Source organism: Streptosporangium sp. NPDC020145 (assembly GCF_040631275.1).
In the GTDB taxonomy this organism is placed as follows: Bacteria; Actinomycetota; Actinomycetes; order Streptosporangiales; family Streptosporangiaceae; genus Streptosporangium.
In genome coordinates this window covers 107,909-125,540 of the sequence record NZ_JBEXZT010000005.1, presented here as the reverse complement: position 1 = coordinate 125,540, position 17,632 = coordinate 107,909, and the positions used below count along the sequence as shown (strand labels likewise).

The following is a 17,632-nucleotide window of genomic DNA, read 5'->3' as shown; positions in this document are numbered from 1 at the left end:
GCCTCAGCGGGTCGAGGCCTCGTGGACGAAGTCCGTCAGGCGGGCGAGCTGGTCGGGATCGGTCGAGGGCAGCACGCCGTGGCCGAGGTTGAAGACGTGCCCCTCGGCCTTGGCGCCGCGCGCCAGGATGTCGGCGGCCCTGCGTTCGACGACCTCCCACGGGGCCAGCAGGATCGCCGGGTCGAGGTTGCCCTGCAGCGCCCTGCCCGGCCCGACGCGCCTGGCGGCCTCGTCGAGCGGGACCCGCCAGTCGACGCCGACCACGTCCGCCCCGGCCTCGCCGAGCAGCCCGAGCAGCTCGCCGGTGCCGACGCCGAAGTGGATGCGCGGGATGTCCAGGTCGGCCAGTTCCTCGAAGATCCGGGTGGTGTAGGGCATGACGAACTCGCGGTAGTCGTCGGGCGCCACGGCGCCGACCCAGGAGTCGAAGAGCTGTACGGCCGAGGCCCCGGCGTCCGCCTGGACGCGCAGGAAGCCGACGGTGATGCCGGTCAGCCGCTCCATCAGGGCGTGCCACAGGTCGGGCCTGCCGTACATCATGGCCTTGGTGTGGTCGTGGTTCTTGGAGGGGCCTCCCTCGATGAGGTACGAGGCCAGGGTGAACGGCGCGCCCGCGAAGCCGATGAGGGGGGTCGAGCCCAGCTCGGCGGTCAGGGCGCCGACGGCCTCGGTGACGTAGGAGACGTCTCCGGGTTCGAGCGGGCGGAGCCTGCCGATCCCCGCGGCGTCCCTGATCGGCTCCGCGACGACCGGGCCGATGCCGGGCTTGATGTCGAGGTCGATCCCGATCGCCCTGAGCGGCACCACGATGTCACTGAAGAAGATCGCCGCGTCGACGCCGTAGCGGCGCACGGGTTGCATGGTGATCTCCACGATCAGATCCGGGGTCGCGCAGGCGGTGAGCATGGGCACCTCACCGCGCACCGCCCGGTACTCGGGCAGCGAACGACCGGCCTGCCGCATGAACCACACGGGAGTGCGGGAGACGGGCTGGCGGCGGCATGCGCGCAGGAACGGAGAGTCGGCGAGCTCGGGAGTCACCCCACCAGGGTGCCATGCCGGTGACGCGGTCCGTTCTTCACGGCTGCTGAGCGTCGTTCTGGGTATGAAATCACCGGTTATTAAATGAGATCACACCTAACAACACCCAGACAGCTTCAAGTCATGATGACGATAGGGTTCTACCCGTTTCGAGCGCTTCGTCCGCCGCCCCACCGGCTGGAATCCTGGAGCGGAGCGCCCCGGAAGGCTCCGGGCCGCGCGAAGCGATCATGTTTCCGGGTACAGTTCCTCCCATTGACGAACCTGGCCCAGCCCTCGGCTGAGCCAAATGTTCGCCAAGTCACCGCGCGGCATCATTCCGGCACCACTTTCGGGACACGCCGAGCACGTTGCGCGGAAATGTCGGCGCGACGTGCCAACGTCGGACCACGACCCGACGAAAGGCCTGTGCGATGTCCACGATGTGGAGTTCACCTGAGCACCGCGGTGAGCACTGCGCTTCCTGTGCCGACGAGCGGGTGTCCGGGCAGCCCCCCCATGCCTTCCCCCACTACGCGGACGTGCCCGCCCCCCACCGGGCGGCGGCAGTGGCTTGATCGGTCCCGATGGCTCCTACACACACCCCAGTGGTCCCCATGCGTTCAGTTCCGACCTACGCTTCCGGTATGACCGCCGGTGACGCGCCGCCCGCTCCCGCCGCCTTCACGCGCGCGGCAGCCAGCATGCGCCCCACCGAGGTCAGACCGGAGATCGAGCTGGAGGACATCCCGGCGCCACAGCGCCTCGCCCCCTACTCGGCCGCCATCGGCGCGTCGGTCTACCGCGACGACGACGAACTCGCGGTCGGCCGTCTCATCATGCTCTTCGACCCGGACGGCCAGCGCGGCTGGGACGGCCAGTTCCGGCTGGTCGCCTACGTCCGGGCCGACATGGAGCCCGAGATCACCGAGGATCCGTTGCTCGGTCCCGTCGCGTGGAGCTGGCTCACCGAGTCACTCGACGCGCACGGCGTCGCCTACGCCGCCGCCGGAGGCACCGTCACCAAGGCGGTTTCCGAGGGCTTCGGCAACAAGGACGGAGATCCGGTGACCACGGAACTGGAGCTGCGCGCCTCCTGGTCTCCGCTGGAGGAGGACCTCTCCGGCCATGTCGCCGCCTGGTGCGATCTGATGTGCCTGGCGGCCGGTATACCACCCCTGCCACCCGACGTGGCGAGCCTGCCGCCACGCCGTCGCGAAGATCCGGAGTCCTTCCGAACGTGACCGACGAGACAACCATCGTTCCGCTGCTGGAGCCGCGAGAGGGAATCCCACCCGTCATCGAGGACGAAGCCGACCTCGCACGTGTCGTGCGCGCCTTCGCCGAGGGCACCGGGCCGGTCGCCGTCGACGCCGAACGCGCCTCGGGATACCGCTACAGCGGACGTGCGTATCTGGTACAGCTGCGCCGCGCCGGTGCGGGCAGCGCGCTGATCGACCCGACCCACTGCCCCGACCTGTCCGGGCTCGACGAGGCGCTCGCCGACGCCGAGATCGTGCTGCACGCCGCCTCCCAGGACCTGCCGTGCCTGGCCGAGCTGAACTTCCATCCCCGGGAGCTGTTCGACACCGAGCTGGCCGGGCGGCTGCTCGGCTACGAACGGGTCGGCCTGGGGATGATGGTGGAGAACGTCCTCGGCCTGAGGCTGGAGAAGGGTCACTCGGCCGCCGACTGGTCGACCCGGCCGCTGCCCGAGGACTGGCTGCGTTACGCGGCGCTCGACGTCGAGGTCCTGGTCGAGTTGCGTGACGTCCTCTACCAGGAACTCGACGCCAGCGGGAAGCTGTCCTGGGCCCAGGAGGAGTTCTCCGCGGTGCTGGCGCACAAGTCCCCCGCGCCCCGCTCCGACCCGTGGCGGCGCACCTCGGGCATCCACAAGGTCCGCTCGCTGCGCGGGCTCGCCGTGGTCAGGGAGCTGTGGACGCTCCGCGACCGGCTGGCCAGGGACTCCGACCTCGCACCCGGCCGGGTCCTGCCCGACGCGGCGATCGTCACCGCGGCCCTGGAACAGCCCCGCACCACCAAGGCGCTCACCGAGATCCCCCCGTTCACCGGCCGTAGCGCCCGCAGGCACCTGCGTGACTGGCTGGCCGCGATCGGCAGGGCGCGCGCGCTGCCCGAGGCTCAGCTCCCGCAGCCGAGCGCGCCGGGTGACGGACCGCCGCCCGCCAACCGGTGGATGGACCGTGACCCGGCCGCCGCGCGACGCCTGGCCGCCGCGCGGACCGTGGTGGCCGCACTCGCCGACGAGCACCACATGCCGACGGAGAACCTCGTCCAGCCGGACGCCGTCCGCCGCCTGACCTGGGAGCCACCGGCCGTCATCGACGACGAGACCGTCGCGGCCCGGCTGCGCGAGCTGGGCGCGCGGGAGTGGCAGATCGGGCTGACCGCCCACCCGATGGCCAAGGCGCTGCTCCGCCTTGAGACCAAGGGCGAGGCCTGATCCAGGCCGTTCGCACGGCTGTGCCCCTCGGGGCCGTTTTCGGCTGAGGCCGTCACGGCCCGAGGGGCGCCGTCATTTCGGGGGTTCGATCGGCCGGATCTCCACCGCGCAGATCCTCGCGTCGGGCCAGCGGGCGGCGATCTCCAGGGCGCGTTCCTCGGTGGCGCAGTCGATCACGCAGTAACCCGCCAGGTGTTCCTTCGCCTCGATGAACGGCCCGTCGGTGATCATCGGGCCCCCGTCCCGCACCCGGACGGTCCTGCCCCGTGACCTGTCGGCCAGGGCGTCCCCGCCGGCCCACTCCCCCGAGGCGGTCAGTTCCGCCGCCAGTTTCCTGGCCTCGTCCATCAGGCCGTCCTGTTCCGCGTTCGACAGGACTTCCCAGGTTTCGGGATTGTTGTAGATCATCAGCATGTACTTCACGCGTGCGTTCCTCGCTGTCACGGCACCTGGAACGGGCATCTGTTCACAGGGTTGTCGAAGCGGTGGACGGTAGCAAGGCCCGCTTTTCCGGCGAAAGTGAAACGGCACTCCGGAAACGCCCGATTTCACCGTCTCCCTCGGTACGGCCGTCGCCCGTCGTGGGGCGGCGGCCGTACCCGGAGAGGGTCAGCAGGAGGAGAGCATGTCCTGCAGGGCGGCCTTCTCCGAGCTCTGCAGGGTCAGGTCGTAGGCCCACTTGACCTGGATCCAGGCCGAGGCGTAGGTGCAGCGGAAGCCGGGCAGGGAGGGCTGCCAGGTCGAGGGGTCCTGGTCGCTCTTCTGCTGGTTGACGTTGTCGGTGACCGCCCACAGCTGGGGACCGTCCAGGTCGTTGGCGAAGGCCTGCCGCTGGGCGGTGGTCCACGCCCAGGCCCCCGACCGCCACGCCTCGGCGAGCGGAACCATGTGGTCGATGTCGATGTCACTCGCGGCGGTCCAGGTGGCGCCGTCGTAGGGGGAGTACCAGCTTCCCGAGACCGCCGCGCAGCTGGAGTTGACGACCACGCCGGAGCCGTCCCGCTTGAGCACGGTCTCTCTGGTGTTGCACGTGCCGCTGATGGTGATCCAGTGCGGGAAGAGGGTGCGGCTGTAGGTGTCCTGGTGCGACTCGCTCTCCACGGTGAGCGTGTCGAGCCTGGCGGCGGCGGTGGACGGCGAGGGGATGCCGGGCGGGACGGCCCATGCCGTACCGGTGGTGAGGGTGGAGGTGAGGAGAACGGCGGTGAGGGCGGCGAGAGCCGCGGTGACGACTCGTCTCACGAGTGGCCCCTTCTGTCTCCCGCCCCGGCCAGTGGGAGGTCTGGGCTTCACGAGGCGGGAACAGACGGAACTTCTCAAGCGAGAATAACCACACAAATATCAGTGTTTGACGATGATATGGATATCGATTAGGCGGATAATGCCGCCAACCATCCAAAAAGGAACCTCTACCTGCGGCGACACCCGAAAAGGTCGTCGGACGGATGCCTTTTATCACCCCAAACAGGGAGCGAATTCCCGGTTAATCGATATTTCCGAGAAATACCCTCAATCGTCATCTCAATTTGAAACCCGATATATCAGCATCCGCTCGATGTCCGCCGCGACAGGGACGTGGCGCGCCCGGTCGTGCCAGGGGTTGTTACCGACGAGTAGCATGGACGGGTAGCCACCCAGCAACGAGGAGCGAACCCGTGCCTTCGTCTCGTGACGTCGTATTCGTCGACGGTGTGCGCACGCCCTTCGGCAAGGCGGGCCCCAAGGGTCTGTACGCCGAGACACGCGCAGACGACCTGGTGATCCGTGTCATCCGCGAACTGATGCGGCGCAACCCGAACCTGCCGCCCGAGCGCGTCGACGAGGTGGCGATCGCGGCCACCACGCAGATCGGCGACCAGGGCCTGACCATCGGTCGTTCGGCCGCCGTTCTGGCCGGGCTGCCCAAGACGGTGCCCGGTTACGCGATCGACCGGATGTGCGCGGGCGCCATGACCGCGGTGACCTCGGTCGCCGGGGGCATCGCCTTCGGCGCCTACGACGTGGCCATCGCCGGGGGCGTCGAGCACATGGGCCGCCACCCGATGGGCGAGGGCGTCGACCCCAACCCCCGCTTCCTCGCCGAGCGGCTCGTGGACGGCTCGGCCCTGGTCATGGGCATGACCGCGGAGAACCTGCACGACCGTTACCCGTCGATCACCAAGGAACGCGCGGACGCCTTCGCCGTCGCCTCCCAGGAGAAGGCCGCCAAGGCCTACGCCGACGGCCGCATCCAGCCCGACCTCGTCCCCGTGGCGACCCGCTCGGCAGAACGGGGCTGGGGGCTGGCCACCGCCGACGAGGCTCCCCGCCCCGGTACCACCCTCGACGGGCTGGCCCCGCTCAAGACCCCCTTCCGCCCGCACGGCCGGGTCACCGCGGGCAACGCCTCCGGCGTCAACGACGGAGCGACCGGCTGCATCGTGGCCGCCGCCGACGTCGCCGAGGAGCTGGGCCTGACGGCCAGGATGCGCCTGGTCTCCTACGCCTTCGCCGGTGTCGATCCGGAGGTCATGGGGATCGGCCCCATCCCCTCGACAGAGCGCGCGCTGCGCCTGGCCGGGCTCTCGGTCTCCGACATCGGCCTGTTCGAGATCAACGAGGCCTTCGCCGTGCAGGTTCTGGCCTTCCTCGAACACTTCGGCATCGCCGACGACGACCCCAGGGTCAACCCGTACGGCGGCGCCATCGCCTACGGCCACCCGCTGGCCTCCTCGGGGGTGCGGCTGATGACGCAGCTGGCCCGTCAGTTCGGTGAGCGCCCCGCCGTACGGTACGGCGTGACCACGATGTGCGTCGGCATGGGCATGGGCGGAACGGTCGTCTGGGAGAACCTCGCCTGGGAGGGCACGAAGTGACCGACAACGGAAGCAACCTCGAAGAACTGTTCCCCGACGAGGTCGTCACGAAGGCGATCGTCCACGACGTCGAGCTGCCCTACGGCGCCGGCCTCATGGCGCTGATCACCCTGGACAACGGCTTCGACCACACCAAGCCGTCCACCTTCGGCCCGGCGGGGCTCGCGTCGCTGGGCGAGGCGCTCGACGCGGTCGCGGCCAGGAACGACCTTGCGGCCGTCGGCGTCGTCGGCAAGCCGTTCATCTTCGCGGTCGGCGCTGACCTCAAGGGCCTCCCGGTGATCACCGGCCGGGAGCAGGCGCTGCGGATCGGCGAGCTCGGCCACCGGGTGTTCCGCCGCCTCGGCGAGCTGGACGTGCCGTCGTTCGCGTTCGTCAACGGCGCGGCCATGGGCGGCGGCCTGGAGATCGCCCTGCACTGCACCTACCGGACCATCTCCTCCGGCGTGACGGCCGTCGCGCTGCCCGAGTGCTTCCTCGGCCTGGTGCCCGGCTGGGGCGGCACCCAGCTGCTTGCCCGCCTCGTCGGCCCGGCCGCCGCGATCAAGCTGATCATCGAGAACCCGCTCTCCCAGAACCGCATGATCAAGGGCCGGGAGGCCTTCGAGGCGGGCGTCGCCGACGCGATGTTCGAGCCCGCCGACTTCCTTGAGGAGTCGCTGCGCTGGGCGGCCCGGGTGCTGCGCGGCGAGGTGACCGTCTCCCGGACCGACCACACCGCCGGCGACTGGTCCAAGACCCTCGCCGACGCCCGCTTCCTGGTCGACATGAAGCTGCGCGGCTCCTCCCCCGCCCCCTACCGCGCCCTCGACCTGATCGAACTGGCCCGTACCGCCTCCCGCGACGAGGGTTTCGCCGCCGAGGACCGGGCCCTGGCCGACCTCCTCATGGGCGACGAACTGCGCGCGGGCCTGTACTCCTTCGACCTGGTGCAGCGCAGGGCCAAGCGGCCCGCCGGGGCCCCGGACCGGGAGCTGGCCCGCAAGGTCACCAAGGTCGGCGTCGTCGGCGCGGGCCTGATGGCCTCCCAGATGGCGCTGCTGTTCGCCCGCCGTCTTGAGGTTCCGGTCGTGCTGACCGACCTGGACCAGGACAGGCTGGAGCGGGGCGTCGGCCACGTGCACGCCGAGATCGACAAGCTGCTCGGCAAGGGCCGGTTGTCCGCCGACCAGGCCAACCGGCTCAAGGGCCTGGTGACCGGCTCGCTGACCAAGGACGCCTTCGCCGACGCCGATTTCGTGATCGAGGCGGTCTTCGAGGACCTCGGGGTCAAGAGGAAGGTGTTCGCCGAGGTCGAGGAGGTCGTCTCCGCCGAGTGCGTGCTGGCGACCAACACCTCCTCCCTGTCGGTGACCGAGATGGCCGCGGGCCTGCGGCACCCGGAGCGGGTCGTCGGGTTCCACTTCTTCAACCCGGTCGCCATGATGCCGCTGCTGGAGATCGTCCGGGCCGCGGAGACCGACGACGCCACCCTGGCCACGGCCTTCACCGTCGGCAGGACGCTGAAGAAGTCGTCGGTGCTGGTCAAGGACGCGCCCGCCTTCGTGGTCAACCGGCTGCTCACCCGGTTCATGGGCGAGGTCATCGCCGCCGTCGACGAGGGCACCCCGCTTGAGGTCGCCGACCACGCGCTCGACGGGCTCGGCCTGCCGATGACCCCGTTCACGCTGCTCCAGCTCGTCGGTCCCGCCGTCGCGCTGCACGTCGCCGAGACCCTGCACGCCGCCTTCCCGTCCCGCTACGGCGTCTCGGAGAACCTCGCCCGGCTGGTGGCCGAGGGCAGGCCGGGGGTCTACGCCCCCGACCTGTCGCTGGACCCGCAGGCCACGGCCCTCTTCTCCGGCGGGTCCTCCCCCTCGACCGCGCAGGAGGTACGGCTTCGCGCCCTGCGCGCGCTGGCCGAGGAGATCCGTCTCATGCTCGACGAGGGCGTGGTCGCCGCGGCCCAGGACATCGACCTGTGCATGATCCTCGGCGCGGGCTGGCCGTTCCACCTGGGTGGCGTCACCCCTTATCTCGACCGTACGGGCGTCGCCGAGCCCCGTTTCCTTCCTCCCGGCGTCGCCTCCGTCCCGGCGTGACGCCTACGGTGGCCGCCCCGCACGGGGCGGCCACCGCCGGGTGATCCTTGGGACGATCCGGTCGCGATCTTTGCCCGGGGGCGGGAGTGACCGGGAACAACGGATGGCATGAGAACCGTCAAGATCGTGTCCGCCGTCCTGACGTTCGCCGCCGCGGCCGCGCCGTCCGCGCTCTCCGGCGCGGTCTCCGGGGCGCTCCCCGCCTCGGCGGTCGTGCTGAGCCTGTCGGTCGGCGGCGGTCCTGCCAGGAGCGTCCTGCTGCGCTGTGGCCGGGCCGAGTCCCGCCCCTCCTTCACCACCGCCTGCGGCATGCTCGGGAGGTTCGGGGGTGACCTGGCGAGGATGACCTACGACGTCGACAGGATCTGCGGCCGGAAGCACGTGGCGCACGCCGTGAGCGCCTCGGGGACATGGGAGGGCAGACCGGTGCGGTTCGAGCACACCTATGACAACCGGTGTGAGATGACGGCCCTCACCGGCCCGGTGTTCTCCTTCTGACCTGCTACGAGCCGGTCTCGGCCGAATGGGCGACGCGGCTGTGGCGGTAGCCGTACAGGGCGTAGATGACGACTCCGATGATCATCCACACCACGAACCTGAGCCAGGTCTCCACCGGCAGGTTGAGCATCAGGTAGAGGCAGGCCAGCACCGACAGGATCGGCACCAACGGCACCAGCGGCGTACGGAACGAACGCGGCAGATCCGGACGGGTCCGGCGCAGGATGACCACCGCGATCGAGACGACCACGAACGCGAAGAGCGTGCCGATGTTGACCAGCTCGGCGATCGTGGACAGCGGGACCAGCCCCGCCAGCACGGCCACGACGACGCCCATGATGATCGTGATCCTGGCCGGGGTGCCGAACCTGGGGTGGACCCTGGCCAGGCTCCGCGGCAGCAGGTTGTCGCGGGACATCGCGAACAGCACCCGCGACTGGCCGAGCATGAGGATCATCACGACGGTGGTGAGACCGGCCAGCGCGCCGACGCTGATGAGCGTGGCCGCCCAGGTCTGGCCGACGGCCTTGAAGGCGTCCGCGAGCGGCGCGGCCTCACTGAGTCTGGAGTACGGCTGCATGCCGACGACGACCAGGGAGACCGCGACGTACAGGACCGTGCAGATGGCCAGTGAGGCGATGATGCCGATCGGCAGGTCGCGCTGCGGGCGGCGGGTCTCCTCCGCGGCGGTCGCGACGATGTCGAAGCCGATGTAGGCGAAGAACACGATCGCCGCCGCGCCGAAGATGCCGAAGACGCCGAAGGCGACCGGTGTGACCCCGAACAACACCTGGATCAGCGGCGCGGCCAGGCCCTCGACCGCGGGCGTCTGCTGCGCCGGCGGGACGAACGGCGTGTAGTTCTCCGCGTTGAGGAAGAACAGCCCCGCGACGATGACCAGCAGCACCACGGCGACCTTGATCGCGACGATGATCAGATTCACCCGGGACGACAGCTTGACCCCCGCCACCAGGACCGCGGTGAGGATCAGCACGATCAACGCGGCCGGCAGGTTGAAGGCCGCCCCCTCCCCCGCGATCGCATCGGGCAGATGTATCCCGTAGGAGCTCAGCAACGACGTCAGGTAGCCCGACCAGCCGACCGCGACGACCGCGGCCGCCAGGGCCATCTCCAGCGTCAGGTCCCACCCGATGATCCAGGCGGGGAACTCGCCGAGTGTGGCGAAGGAGAAGGTGTAGGCCGAACCGGCGACGGGCACGGTCGAGGCGAACTCCGCGTAGCAGAGCGCGGCCAGCGCGCAGACGACTCCGGCCACCACGAACGACAACGCGACCGCGGGTCCCGCCAGGTCTCTGGCGACCCGCCCGGTGAGCACGAAGATTCCGGTGCCGACGATGACGCCGATCCCGAAGACCGTCAGGTCGAGCGCGGAGAGATCCTTGCGAAGCCGGTGCTCGGGGGCCTCGGTGTCCCTGATCGACTGCTCGACCGACTTTACGCGTAATACTCCTCTGGCACGTTGCGCACCCATGGGGTCCTCCTTGACCATCCACAGTCGCCCACCTTTATGGAGCAAGTCATGCCCAACCGATCAGTCGCTGAACGGTGATACTCGGGGTTCTTTAGGGGAAAATCCCGATGTCCGCCTGCCCGTCCAGAGGAAGCATGGGGTCATGCTCTTGGACACGCTGGGCCAGCTGGACCCATTCCTGGTCGGCGCGGTGCTGCTGGCGCTGCTCACGCTGGACGGTTCCCTGCTGATCGGGACCGTGGTCCCCGGGGACGCCGCGATCGTCGTGGCGGGAACCGCGCTGACCGGCCCCGCCGAGATCGCGGTCGCGGCGCTGGCCGGGGTCGTGGGCTGTTTCCTCGGCTCGACCGGCGGCTGGCTGATCGGCCGCCGGTACGGCTCGCGCGTGCGTCACAGCAGGGCGGGCCGGTGGATCGGCGAACGCCGCTGGAACAGGGCCGAGCGGGTGGCCATGAGTGAGGGAGGCGGCCCCGCCCTGGCCGCCTCCTACTTCCTGCCGCTGGTCAACGGGCTGACCCCGGTCCTGGCGGGGAGCCTCGGCGTGCCGTACAGGAGGTTCATCCGCTGGGCGGTTCCCGGCAGCGCCCTGTGGGTGACGACCTATCTGACGCTCGGCTCCGTGGCGGGCACCTTCGCCCGTGAGCACCAGCACCTGCTGGTGCCGATCGCCGCCTGCGCCGCCGTACTGGCCGTCGGCCTGTTCGTGATCGTACGGCGCAGCCGCGCCGCCAGGGCGGCCGTCTCACCGGCCGCCGAGGCGACGGCGGTCAGCGGGCCGGCTGGTTCTCCAGAGCCGGAGAGCGCCGCGCGACCGCCTCGGTGATCTGGCGGGCGATGTCCTGCGCGGTCAGCCCGATGTCGCCGAGGATCTTCGCCCGCTTCGCGTGGTCGAGGAAGCGCTGCGGGATGCCGTGGGTGCGGACCGGGACGTCCACGTCGGCGTCGCGCAGCACCCTGGCCACCGCGTCGCCGACGCCGCCGACCCGGCCGTTGTCCTCGACGACCACGACCAGCTTGTGCGCGCAGGCGGCCTTGACCAGGGCCTCCTCGTCGAGAGGCTTGACCCAGCGCGGGTCGACCACGGTCGCCGAGATGCCCTGGGCGTCGAGCAGCGCGGCCGCCTCGACGCACAGCTCGGCCATCGGGCCGACGCAGACCAGCAGCACGTCGGAGTCGCCGCCCTGCCGCCCCTGGCGCAGCACGTCCATCTCGCCGAGCCGTCCGACCGCCTCGATCTCCGTGGACACCGGCCCCTTGGGGTAGCGGACCACGCTCGGGCCGTCCTCGATCGCGACCGCCTCGGCCAGCAGCTCGCGCAGGCGCGGCTCGTCACGCGGCACGGCGATCGACAGGCCGGGGACGACCTGCAGGATCGACAGGTCCCACATGCCGTTGTGGCTGGCACCGTCGTCACCGGTCACACCCGCCCTGTCGAGCACGACGGTGACCGGCAGGCGGTGCAGGGCGACGTCCATGAGCAGCTGGTCGAAGGCCCGGTTGAGGAAGGTCGAGTAGAGCGCGACGACCGGGTGCAGCCCGCCGAGGGCCAGGCCCGCCGCGCTGGTCAGCGCGTGCTGCTCGGCGATGCCGACGTCGTAGAGACGCTCGGGGTAGGCCTCGGAGAACGGGATCAGGCCGACCGGGCCGAGCATCGCGGCGGTGATGGCCACGATGTCCTGGCGTTCTGCGGCCAGCCGTACGATCTCCTCGCTGAAGACGTTGGTCCAGCCGTGCGGCTTGGGCTTCTCCTCGCCGGTCAGCGGGTCGAAGGCGCTGGGCGAGTGGAAGCGGTCCTCGTCGTGGTTCTCCGCGAAGGAGTAGCCGAAGCCCTTCTTGGTCAGGACGTGCACGATGACCGGGCGGCGGAAGTCGCGTGCCTTGCGCAGCGCGGCCTCGACGGCCTGCTCGTCGTGGCCGTCGACCAGGCCGATGTACTTCAGGCCGAGGTCCTCGAACATCACCTGCGGGGCCAGGACGTCCTTGATGCCCTTCTTCACGCCGTGCAGCGCGTCGTAGACCGGGGAGCCGACCACGGGAACCTTCGCCAGGTTGTCCTTGACGAACTCCAGCATGTCCTCGTAGCGCTGGGTGGCGCGCAGCGAGGCCAGGTGCGAGGCGAGACCGCCGATGGTCGGCGAGTAGGAGCGGCCGTTGTCGTTGACCACGATGATCAGCGGCAGGTCCTTGTGGGCCGCGATGTTGTTGAGCGCCTCCCAGGCCATGCCGCCGGTGAGCGCTCCATCGCCGATCACCGCGACGACCGTGCGGTCGTTCTCGCGGCGCAGCCGGTGGGCCTTGGCCAGGCCGTCGGCGTAGGACAGCGCGGTCGAGGCGTGCGAGTTCTCGATGACGTCGTGCTCGGACTCGGCCTGGCTGGGGTAGCCGGACAGGCCGCCCTCCTGCCGGAGCCGGTCGAAGTCCGCCGCCCTGCCCGTGAGCATCTTGTGGACGTAGGCCTGGTGGCCGGTGTCCCACAGGATGCGGTCGCGCGGGGAGTCGAAGACCCGGTGCAGCGCGATCGTCAGCTCGACCACACCGAGGTTGGGGCCCAGGTGACCGCCGCCACGCGCCGTCGAACTGATCAGCAGATCCCGGATCTCCGCGGCGAGCCGGGGCAACTCGTCCGCCCCCAGCGCCTTCAGGTCCCGTGGTCCCTTGACCGAATCCAGCAGACTGCCAGGCCGTCCGGTCCGCTCGCTCACGGAATCATCCCCTCTGTCGGTCAGCGTCAGAGCCGAGTCTAGTTCGCATGACGGACACCTCCCCCGGGGACGGCGATTCTGCACACTTTATCCACACTTGCAATACCCTTTGCCTCACCATGCGCACTTCCCCCTCCGGGCAACAACCATCACTCACCACCGCGATCACGGCATCTCTCCTGCTCGTGGTCGTCGGCGCCGTGAGTGCGTGCGCTCCCATCGGTCCCTTCACCGGCCCCCTCGGTGGCGCCAAGCCCGCCACGGCCGCCTCGGCCACCACGAACCTCAGCACCCCCGCGGCCGACTCACCGGCGGCCAAGCCGTCCCCCCAGCCCTCCCGGCTCTCCGGGGGCGCGCAGCGGGAGGCGCCCACCGGACGCGCCGCCGCAACGACCAGCCCCCTCTACCGGGTGCGTGGCGTCTCCTCGTCCTCACGGTGCCTGGCGGGAGGAATCCGCGAGGGAAGCGCCTCCTCGTACCGGACGTTCATGACCCGCATCACCCGCTGTCTCGACCGGGTGTGGAGGGCGCGGCTCACCGCCGCCGGCCTGCCCTTCTCCCGCCCGGCCCTGCGCTTCACCACCACTACCAAGGTGACCAGCCCGTGCGGGCGGTGGCCGGCCAAGGCCGCGGGGTTCTACTGCTCGACCAACCGCACGATCTACATCGGTGTGCTCCGCGAGGCGCTGAGCAACCCCTACCCGATCAACCACGCCCAGTTCATGGCCCACGAGTACGGCCACCACGTGCAGAAGCTCATGGGCGTCATGGACTACTACGGCAGGAGCGTCTGGAACGCCAGGCTCTCGACCAAGCTCGCCTTCTCCCGCCGCCTCGAACTGCAGGCCGACTGCCTGGGCTCGGCCTTCCTCCGCCAGGTCTCCGCCGACCTGTCCGTCGAGCAGGCCGACTGGGACTCGATCATCGAGTGGGTCACGGCCAACGGCCACAAGAACTGGATCAGGAACGACCACGGGAAGGGCCGCAGCCAGGCCTACTGGATGCAGCGCGGCTTCGAGGTGGGTTCCCCGTCGGCGTGCAACACCTGGTCCGCCTCCGCGAGCACGGTCTCCTGACCTCTTCCGTCGTTTTCCGGATTTTTCGTATTATCTCTTCGGATGCCTCTTATCTCAGATTTCGGTCGTCTTTAAACCGCCCTAGGTCCGCCTATCAGGCTTAACATCCGATATCCCCCGTTTCGTTGACCATACCCACCAGGGGCATTTCGCTTTACCCCCCTCTTTACCTCCATTAAGGTTCGGGATCATGCGTATCCCCGCCATCTCCCTTGTTTCCGGTGTGCTGGCGAGCCTGCTGTTCGCCGGTACGGCCGGCGCGGCCCCCTTCGCGCAGGCGTTCGCGGGCAAGGACCCCACGAAGAGCAACCCGATCTACGACAGCGGGCGGTTCAGGATCAAGTCGTGCGACGAGCAGCCGACCCAGCCCGACGACCTCGACGCTGCCCGGGTCGACCTGGAGTTCCTGCTCGACTGCCTGAACACCGGCTGGGGAGACCATCTGACCGAGGCGAATTTCGCCTTCGCCAAGCCCAAGCTCGTCACGACCACCCGGACGGACCTGCAGACCGGCTGCGGCAAATACCCCAAGACCGCCCAGGCCGTCTACTGCCCGAACAACCAGAGGATCACCTTCCGGCTCGACCGTGACATCCTCTCCAAGCAGACAGAGCTGCTCCTGTTCGCGACGATCGCCCACGAGTACGGTCACCACGTGCAGCAGCTCACCGGGATCATGACGTCGTATCTCAACCGCAAGTACAGGAACAAGGCGGCGGAACTCGACGCGACCCGCAGAATGGAGCTCCAGGCCGAGTGCTTCGGCGGCGCCTTCATCGGAAGCGTCTGGATGTCCCTCGGCCGCCGCAAGAGGGACCTGAACTACATGATCAAGGTCGCCATCGGCAACGCCACCCACGGCAAACACGCCAACATCGCCTACTGGATCCGCCGAGGCTTCGCCGCCGACTCCCCCGACGCCTGCAACACCTTCACCGCCCCGGCCGCCAAGGTCGCCTGACTCCGTTCATCTTCGAGGGGCGTCGTCCAGCCCGGTTCTGCCCCTCAGAACGGGACTGTTCGATCGGCATGCGCAGTCCTGCCTCTTGGCCTGGGCACACGGATCAGGTCGGCCATGAAGGACGGAAGAACGGTCAGACTTGTCCTTCTGGTCCGTCAGGTGGTCCAGGCCTCTTATCCACGTACTGTGCTCTTCGGCCGTGACACCGCTGACGGCGTTTCCGGGGTTCGACCTCGTGACGAACTTCGGCTCTCCGGGATCAAGCGCCAGCTCCTGGGCCAGCCGGACGTCACCTGGCTGATCCAGACGCCCTGCCCCGGAGGGAGACGGCAGGAAGGTCCCGTCACGGTCGATCGCCCCGGTCCGGCGCGCGACGTTCTCCCACTGCCGGTCGGCCTCCCCGAGGTGATCCTCGCTTTCCTCGTCCACGGTCGCAGGGGGCTCGACCCCGGTTGAAATCACAAGCCTCCACGCGTCCTCCGGCCGCATCAGGCCTCCCGACGCCGTACGCCCAGCACGACAAGACCGGCTTTCTCAAGCCGAGAGTCTCGTTCCGTCCTCCACTCACGCTCTGGAGGGTTGATCGTTTCCGTCCATGAGTATCGCCGCGATGCCGAGCAGGAGAACAACGTCCTCTTCCCCGCGGTTTCAAGAGCTCGAAGGTTCGGTTCTCACTCTCAAGACCGTTGGAGGGCGTGCTCACGAACACGACCCGGCCACCGAGAAGGCGGTTCATTTGGCGACGACCCACCGGACCACCCGCAAACAGTCGATTCAATGTGTCGGCCCACGTTGTATTGCACCTTTTCAGTGGCCAGCCGGATCACCTGAAAAAATCACGTCCGCCGCGGTCACAATGTCGAGCCCGTGAGGGCACCAGGCCTTCAGCTGATTCGTCTCCGGCCTTCAGGACCGGAGACCATGACCCTCAAAGACAGCGGAGATCCCAGAAGCCGCCGTCGTGATGGTTGTCCTGAAGTTCGACGATGATCCGCCGACGACCGCCGTTCTCCTTCGGATCGTCCATAGGAGAAGCAGGGGGACCGAAAGGTTCCCAGACGTTGACCGCCAAGTCGCCCTCTCCGACAGGGGTGATTTTCGCGGTCCGATAGTACGTCAGCACCTCTTCGGCCGAGGCTTCCGTCTCGATCTCAAAACGAACGTGATAGTTGCACAGATCGGCGTCCGGTCTCACTTCGCTCTGTGGCTCGTAGTCCCCGAGATCGCTCCCCTTCGGCAGGGGGTAGCCCAGAGCCCGGTCAACCAGACCGGCCAACTGATGGTCGTGCATCCACGCCGGTGTCATGACGACCACGTAAAGCAGCAGAACCGGCGCGAGCACCCACACTGCACGACGAGGCCATCGCTTCCACGGACCCGACTCGCTTCGTTTCCCTTCCGAAGAGGCAACCAACGTCCCACCGCCCTTCCACGAGTACCCCCTTCCTCCTCATCTTCCCGCATCCTATGGCTTTTTCAAAGCCCTAACAGAATGAATCATCCAACAACGACCGGCGAATCACGCGGGCACGACAGGCACATGCCAATCAAGAATTTTCTCGCACAGTCGCCGAATTGCACGTAACGGAAACCATGACCAACGGCTCGTCATCAATCCTCAAGAAGGATGATCCACTCAAGCCCAAATACAGCTCCGCCCGTCGGCCTCTTCGCGAAGAAACCGACGGGCGGAGCTCACCTCACCTTAGGCACCTATGGACCACAGCAATCAGAATCCAGCTAAGGCATGAAGCGCGTTTCATCTTCTTGTTTAAGTGCAACCCAGTGAACGGGAAACTGAATTATCGTCAGGTCTGATCCAGGCTCACGATCAGAAGCGTCTCCGGCCTGGCCGACGCCTTGATCGCTTTGTTGATCCCATCTGGATAGGTCCGACGCTCCTCGGAGTAGAGCGGCTGGAAATCCAGATATACGCCTTTCCATGCGTTCGACCTCATCTCAACCCCTTCGGGAGCCACCTCCCTGACAACCACCCATTTGCGGTCACTCAAGAGATCACGGGCCTTGCGGGACGCATCAGGGCCGTTCACGCCCCCGACATCGATGACGAGCAGATTCGTGACTTCGATTCCCGCTCCATAGTCCCCTTCGTCGGTGTCCTCTCCCAGCACCTTGCCGATACCACGCACCTCGTCGAGAACAGCCGGATCGACTTGAGTCTTCCCAGAGAACACCCCGCACCCCGACGTAAGGAGGCATGCGCCAAGGAAAACCACAGCCACGCCGAGGAGCCGACCGGTTCGTCGCGCACTCCCACCTATGATCAAGACCATTCCCTTGCAGACACCGCCTCATATCATCTACGACCCAGAGCGCGATCCAGGGCTCTTTGGGTAGCCCTTCCGGAAACGTATCTCTCCGTCTCCGCCCCGTCTCGTTATCCCCGCTGGTGAGCTGCATCCCTTCATCAGCCTTTCGAAACCGATGAGCCTTTCCATCCTCCTCACCAGGCATCTTCA

Annotated in this window: 16 protein-coding genes; 8 read left to right on the top strand and 8 right to left on the bottom strand. The window is 68.3% G+C overall.

Features of this window, described 5'->3' with window-relative positions; genetic code table 11:
* Positions 1-3: 3 nt before the first annotated feature.
* Entirely contained in the window at positions 4-1,041 is a 1,038-nt protein-coding gene (gene hemE / locus ABZ463_RS11525; RefSeq protein ID WP_362775524.1) for a uroporphyrinogen decarboxylase, read from the bottom strand.
* Between the two features lie 626 nt (positions 1,042-1,667).
* Between hemE and ABZ463_RS11520 the strand changes: the two genes are divergently transcribed.
* Complete coding sequence (locus ABZ463_RS11520; RefSeq protein WP_352011302.1) at positions 1,668-2,264, top strand: DUF3000 domain-containing protein; 597 nt, start codon at positions 1,668-1,670, stop codon at positions 2,262-2,264.
* Positions 2,261-3,487: a ribonuclease D gene (locus tag ABZ463_RS11515; RefSeq protein WP_352011301.1), complete on the top strand. Its 1,227-nt coding sequence runs from the start codon at positions 2,261-2,263 to the stop codon at positions 3,485-3,487. Before ABZ463_RS11520 ends, ABZ463_RS11515 begins: the two co-directional genes overlap by 4 nt.
* A gap of 72 nt (positions 3,488-3,559) precedes the next feature.
* Here the strand turns inward: ABZ463_RS11515 and ABZ463_RS11510 are convergent, their stop codons facing one another.
* Together ABZ463_RS11510 and ABZ463_RS11505 are read right to left on the bottom strand one after the other, a co-directional pair.
* A complete protein-coding gene (locus ABZ463_RS11510; RefSeq protein WP_352011720.1) occupies positions 3,560-3,901 on the bottom strand; it encodes a YciI family protein in 342 nt (113 codons plus the stop codon).
* Positions 3,902-4,096: 195 nt separating this feature from the next.
* Positions 4,097-4,729 (bottom strand): DUF1524 domain-containing protein, encoded by a 633-nt coding sequence (locus ABZ463_RS11505; protein WP_362775521.1) that lies wholly within the window; start codon positions 4,727-4,729, stop codon positions 4,097-4,099.
* Between the two features lie 413 nt (positions 4,730-5,142).
* Between ABZ463_RS11505 and ABZ463_RS11500 the strand changes: the two genes are divergently transcribed.
* The 3 genes from ABZ463_RS11500 to ABZ463_RS11490 all read left to right on the top strand — a co-directional run bounded on the left by ABZ463_RS11500 (position 5,143) and on the right by ABZ463_RS11490 (position 8,921).
* Entirely contained in the window at positions 5,143-6,342 is a 1,200-nt protein-coding gene (locus ABZ463_RS11500; RefSeq protein ID WP_362775519.1) for a thiolase family protein, read from the top strand.
* Positions 6,339-8,423, top strand: a complete 2,085-nt coding sequence (locus tag ABZ463_RS11495) for a 3-hydroxyacyl-CoA dehydrogenase NAD-binding domain-containing protein (protein ID WP_362775517.1) — start codon at positions 6,339-6,341, stop codon at positions 8,421-8,423. Before ABZ463_RS11500 ends, ABZ463_RS11495 begins: the two co-directional genes overlap by 4 nt.
* Positions 8,424-8,531: 108 nt before the next feature.
* Positions 8,532-8,921, top strand: coding sequence for an SSI family serine proteinase inhibitor (locus ABZ463_RS11490; protein WP_362775515.1), 390 nt, complete (start codon positions 8,532-8,534; stop codon positions 8,919-8,921).
* Between the two features lie 4 nt (positions 8,922-8,925).
* Here ABZ463_RS11490 and ABZ463_RS11485 read toward each other — a convergent pair whose 3' ends face one another.
* Complete coding sequence (locus ABZ463_RS11485) at positions 8,926-10,413, bottom strand: amino acid permease (protein WP_352011296.1); 1,488 nt, start codon at positions 10,411-10,413, stop codon at positions 8,926-8,928.
* A gap of 142 nt (positions 10,414-10,555) precedes the next feature.
* Here ABZ463_RS11485 and ABZ463_RS11480 point away from each other — a divergent pair, with 142 nt between their 5' ends.
* Positions 10,556-11,236, top strand: coding sequence for a DedA family protein (locus ABZ463_RS11480; protein ID WP_362775513.1), 681 nt, complete (start codon positions 10,556-10,558; stop codon positions 11,234-11,236).
* Here the strand turns inward: ABZ463_RS11480 and dxs are convergent.
* On the bottom strand, positions 11,181-13,115 hold the full coding sequence (gene dxs / locus ABZ463_RS11475; protein WP_362775511.1) for a 1-deoxy-D-xylulose-5-phosphate synthase: 1,935 nt from the start codon (positions 13,113-13,115) through the stop codon (positions 11,181-11,183). The two genes, ABZ463_RS11480 and dxs, sit on opposite strands and share 56 nt — an antisense overlap.
* Before the next feature lie 119 nt (positions 13,116-13,234).
* On the opposite strand from dxs, the gene ABZ463_RS11470 reads away from it, so the two are divergent.
* Together ABZ463_RS11470 and ABZ463_RS11465 are read left to right on the top strand one after the other, a co-directional pair.
* Positions 13,235-14,191, top strand: coding sequence for a neutral zinc metallopeptidase (locus ABZ463_RS11470; protein WP_352011293.1), 957 nt, complete (start codon positions 13,235-13,237; stop codon positions 14,189-14,191).
* A 190-nt stretch (positions 14,192-14,381) separates the two neighbouring features.
* The gene (locus tag ABZ463_RS11465) at positions 14,382-15,152 is read left to right on the top strand and encodes a neutral zinc metallopeptidase (protein ID WP_362775508.1); all 771 of its coding nucleotides are present in this window, start codon (positions 14,382-14,384) and stop codon (positions 15,150-15,152) included.
* 6 nt (positions 15,153-15,158) lie between these two features.
* Here the strand turns inward: ABZ463_RS11465 and ABZ463_RS11460 are convergent, their stop codons facing one another.
* The 3 genes from ABZ463_RS11460 to ABZ463_RS11450 form a co-directional block, all read right to left on the bottom strand.
* The gene (locus ABZ463_RS11460) at positions 15,159-15,641 is read right to left on the bottom strand and encodes a hypothetical protein (RefSeq protein ID WP_362775506.1); all 483 of its coding nucleotides are present in this window, start codon (positions 15,639-15,641) and stop codon (positions 15,159-15,161) included.
* 439 nt (positions 15,642-16,080) lie between these two features.
* Positions 16,081-16,500 (bottom strand): hypothetical protein, encoded by a 420-nt coding sequence (locus tag ABZ463_RS11455; RefSeq protein WP_362775504.1) that lies wholly within the window; start codon positions 16,498-16,500, stop codon positions 16,081-16,083.
* A gap of 460 nt (positions 16,501-16,960) precedes the next feature.
* The gene (locus ABZ463_RS11450; RefSeq protein ID WP_362775502.1) at positions 16,961-17,395 is read right to left on the bottom strand and encodes a hypothetical protein; all 435 of its coding nucleotides are present in this window, start codon (positions 17,393-17,395) and stop codon (positions 16,961-16,963) included.
* Positions 17,396-17,632 lie beyond the last annotated feature (237 nt).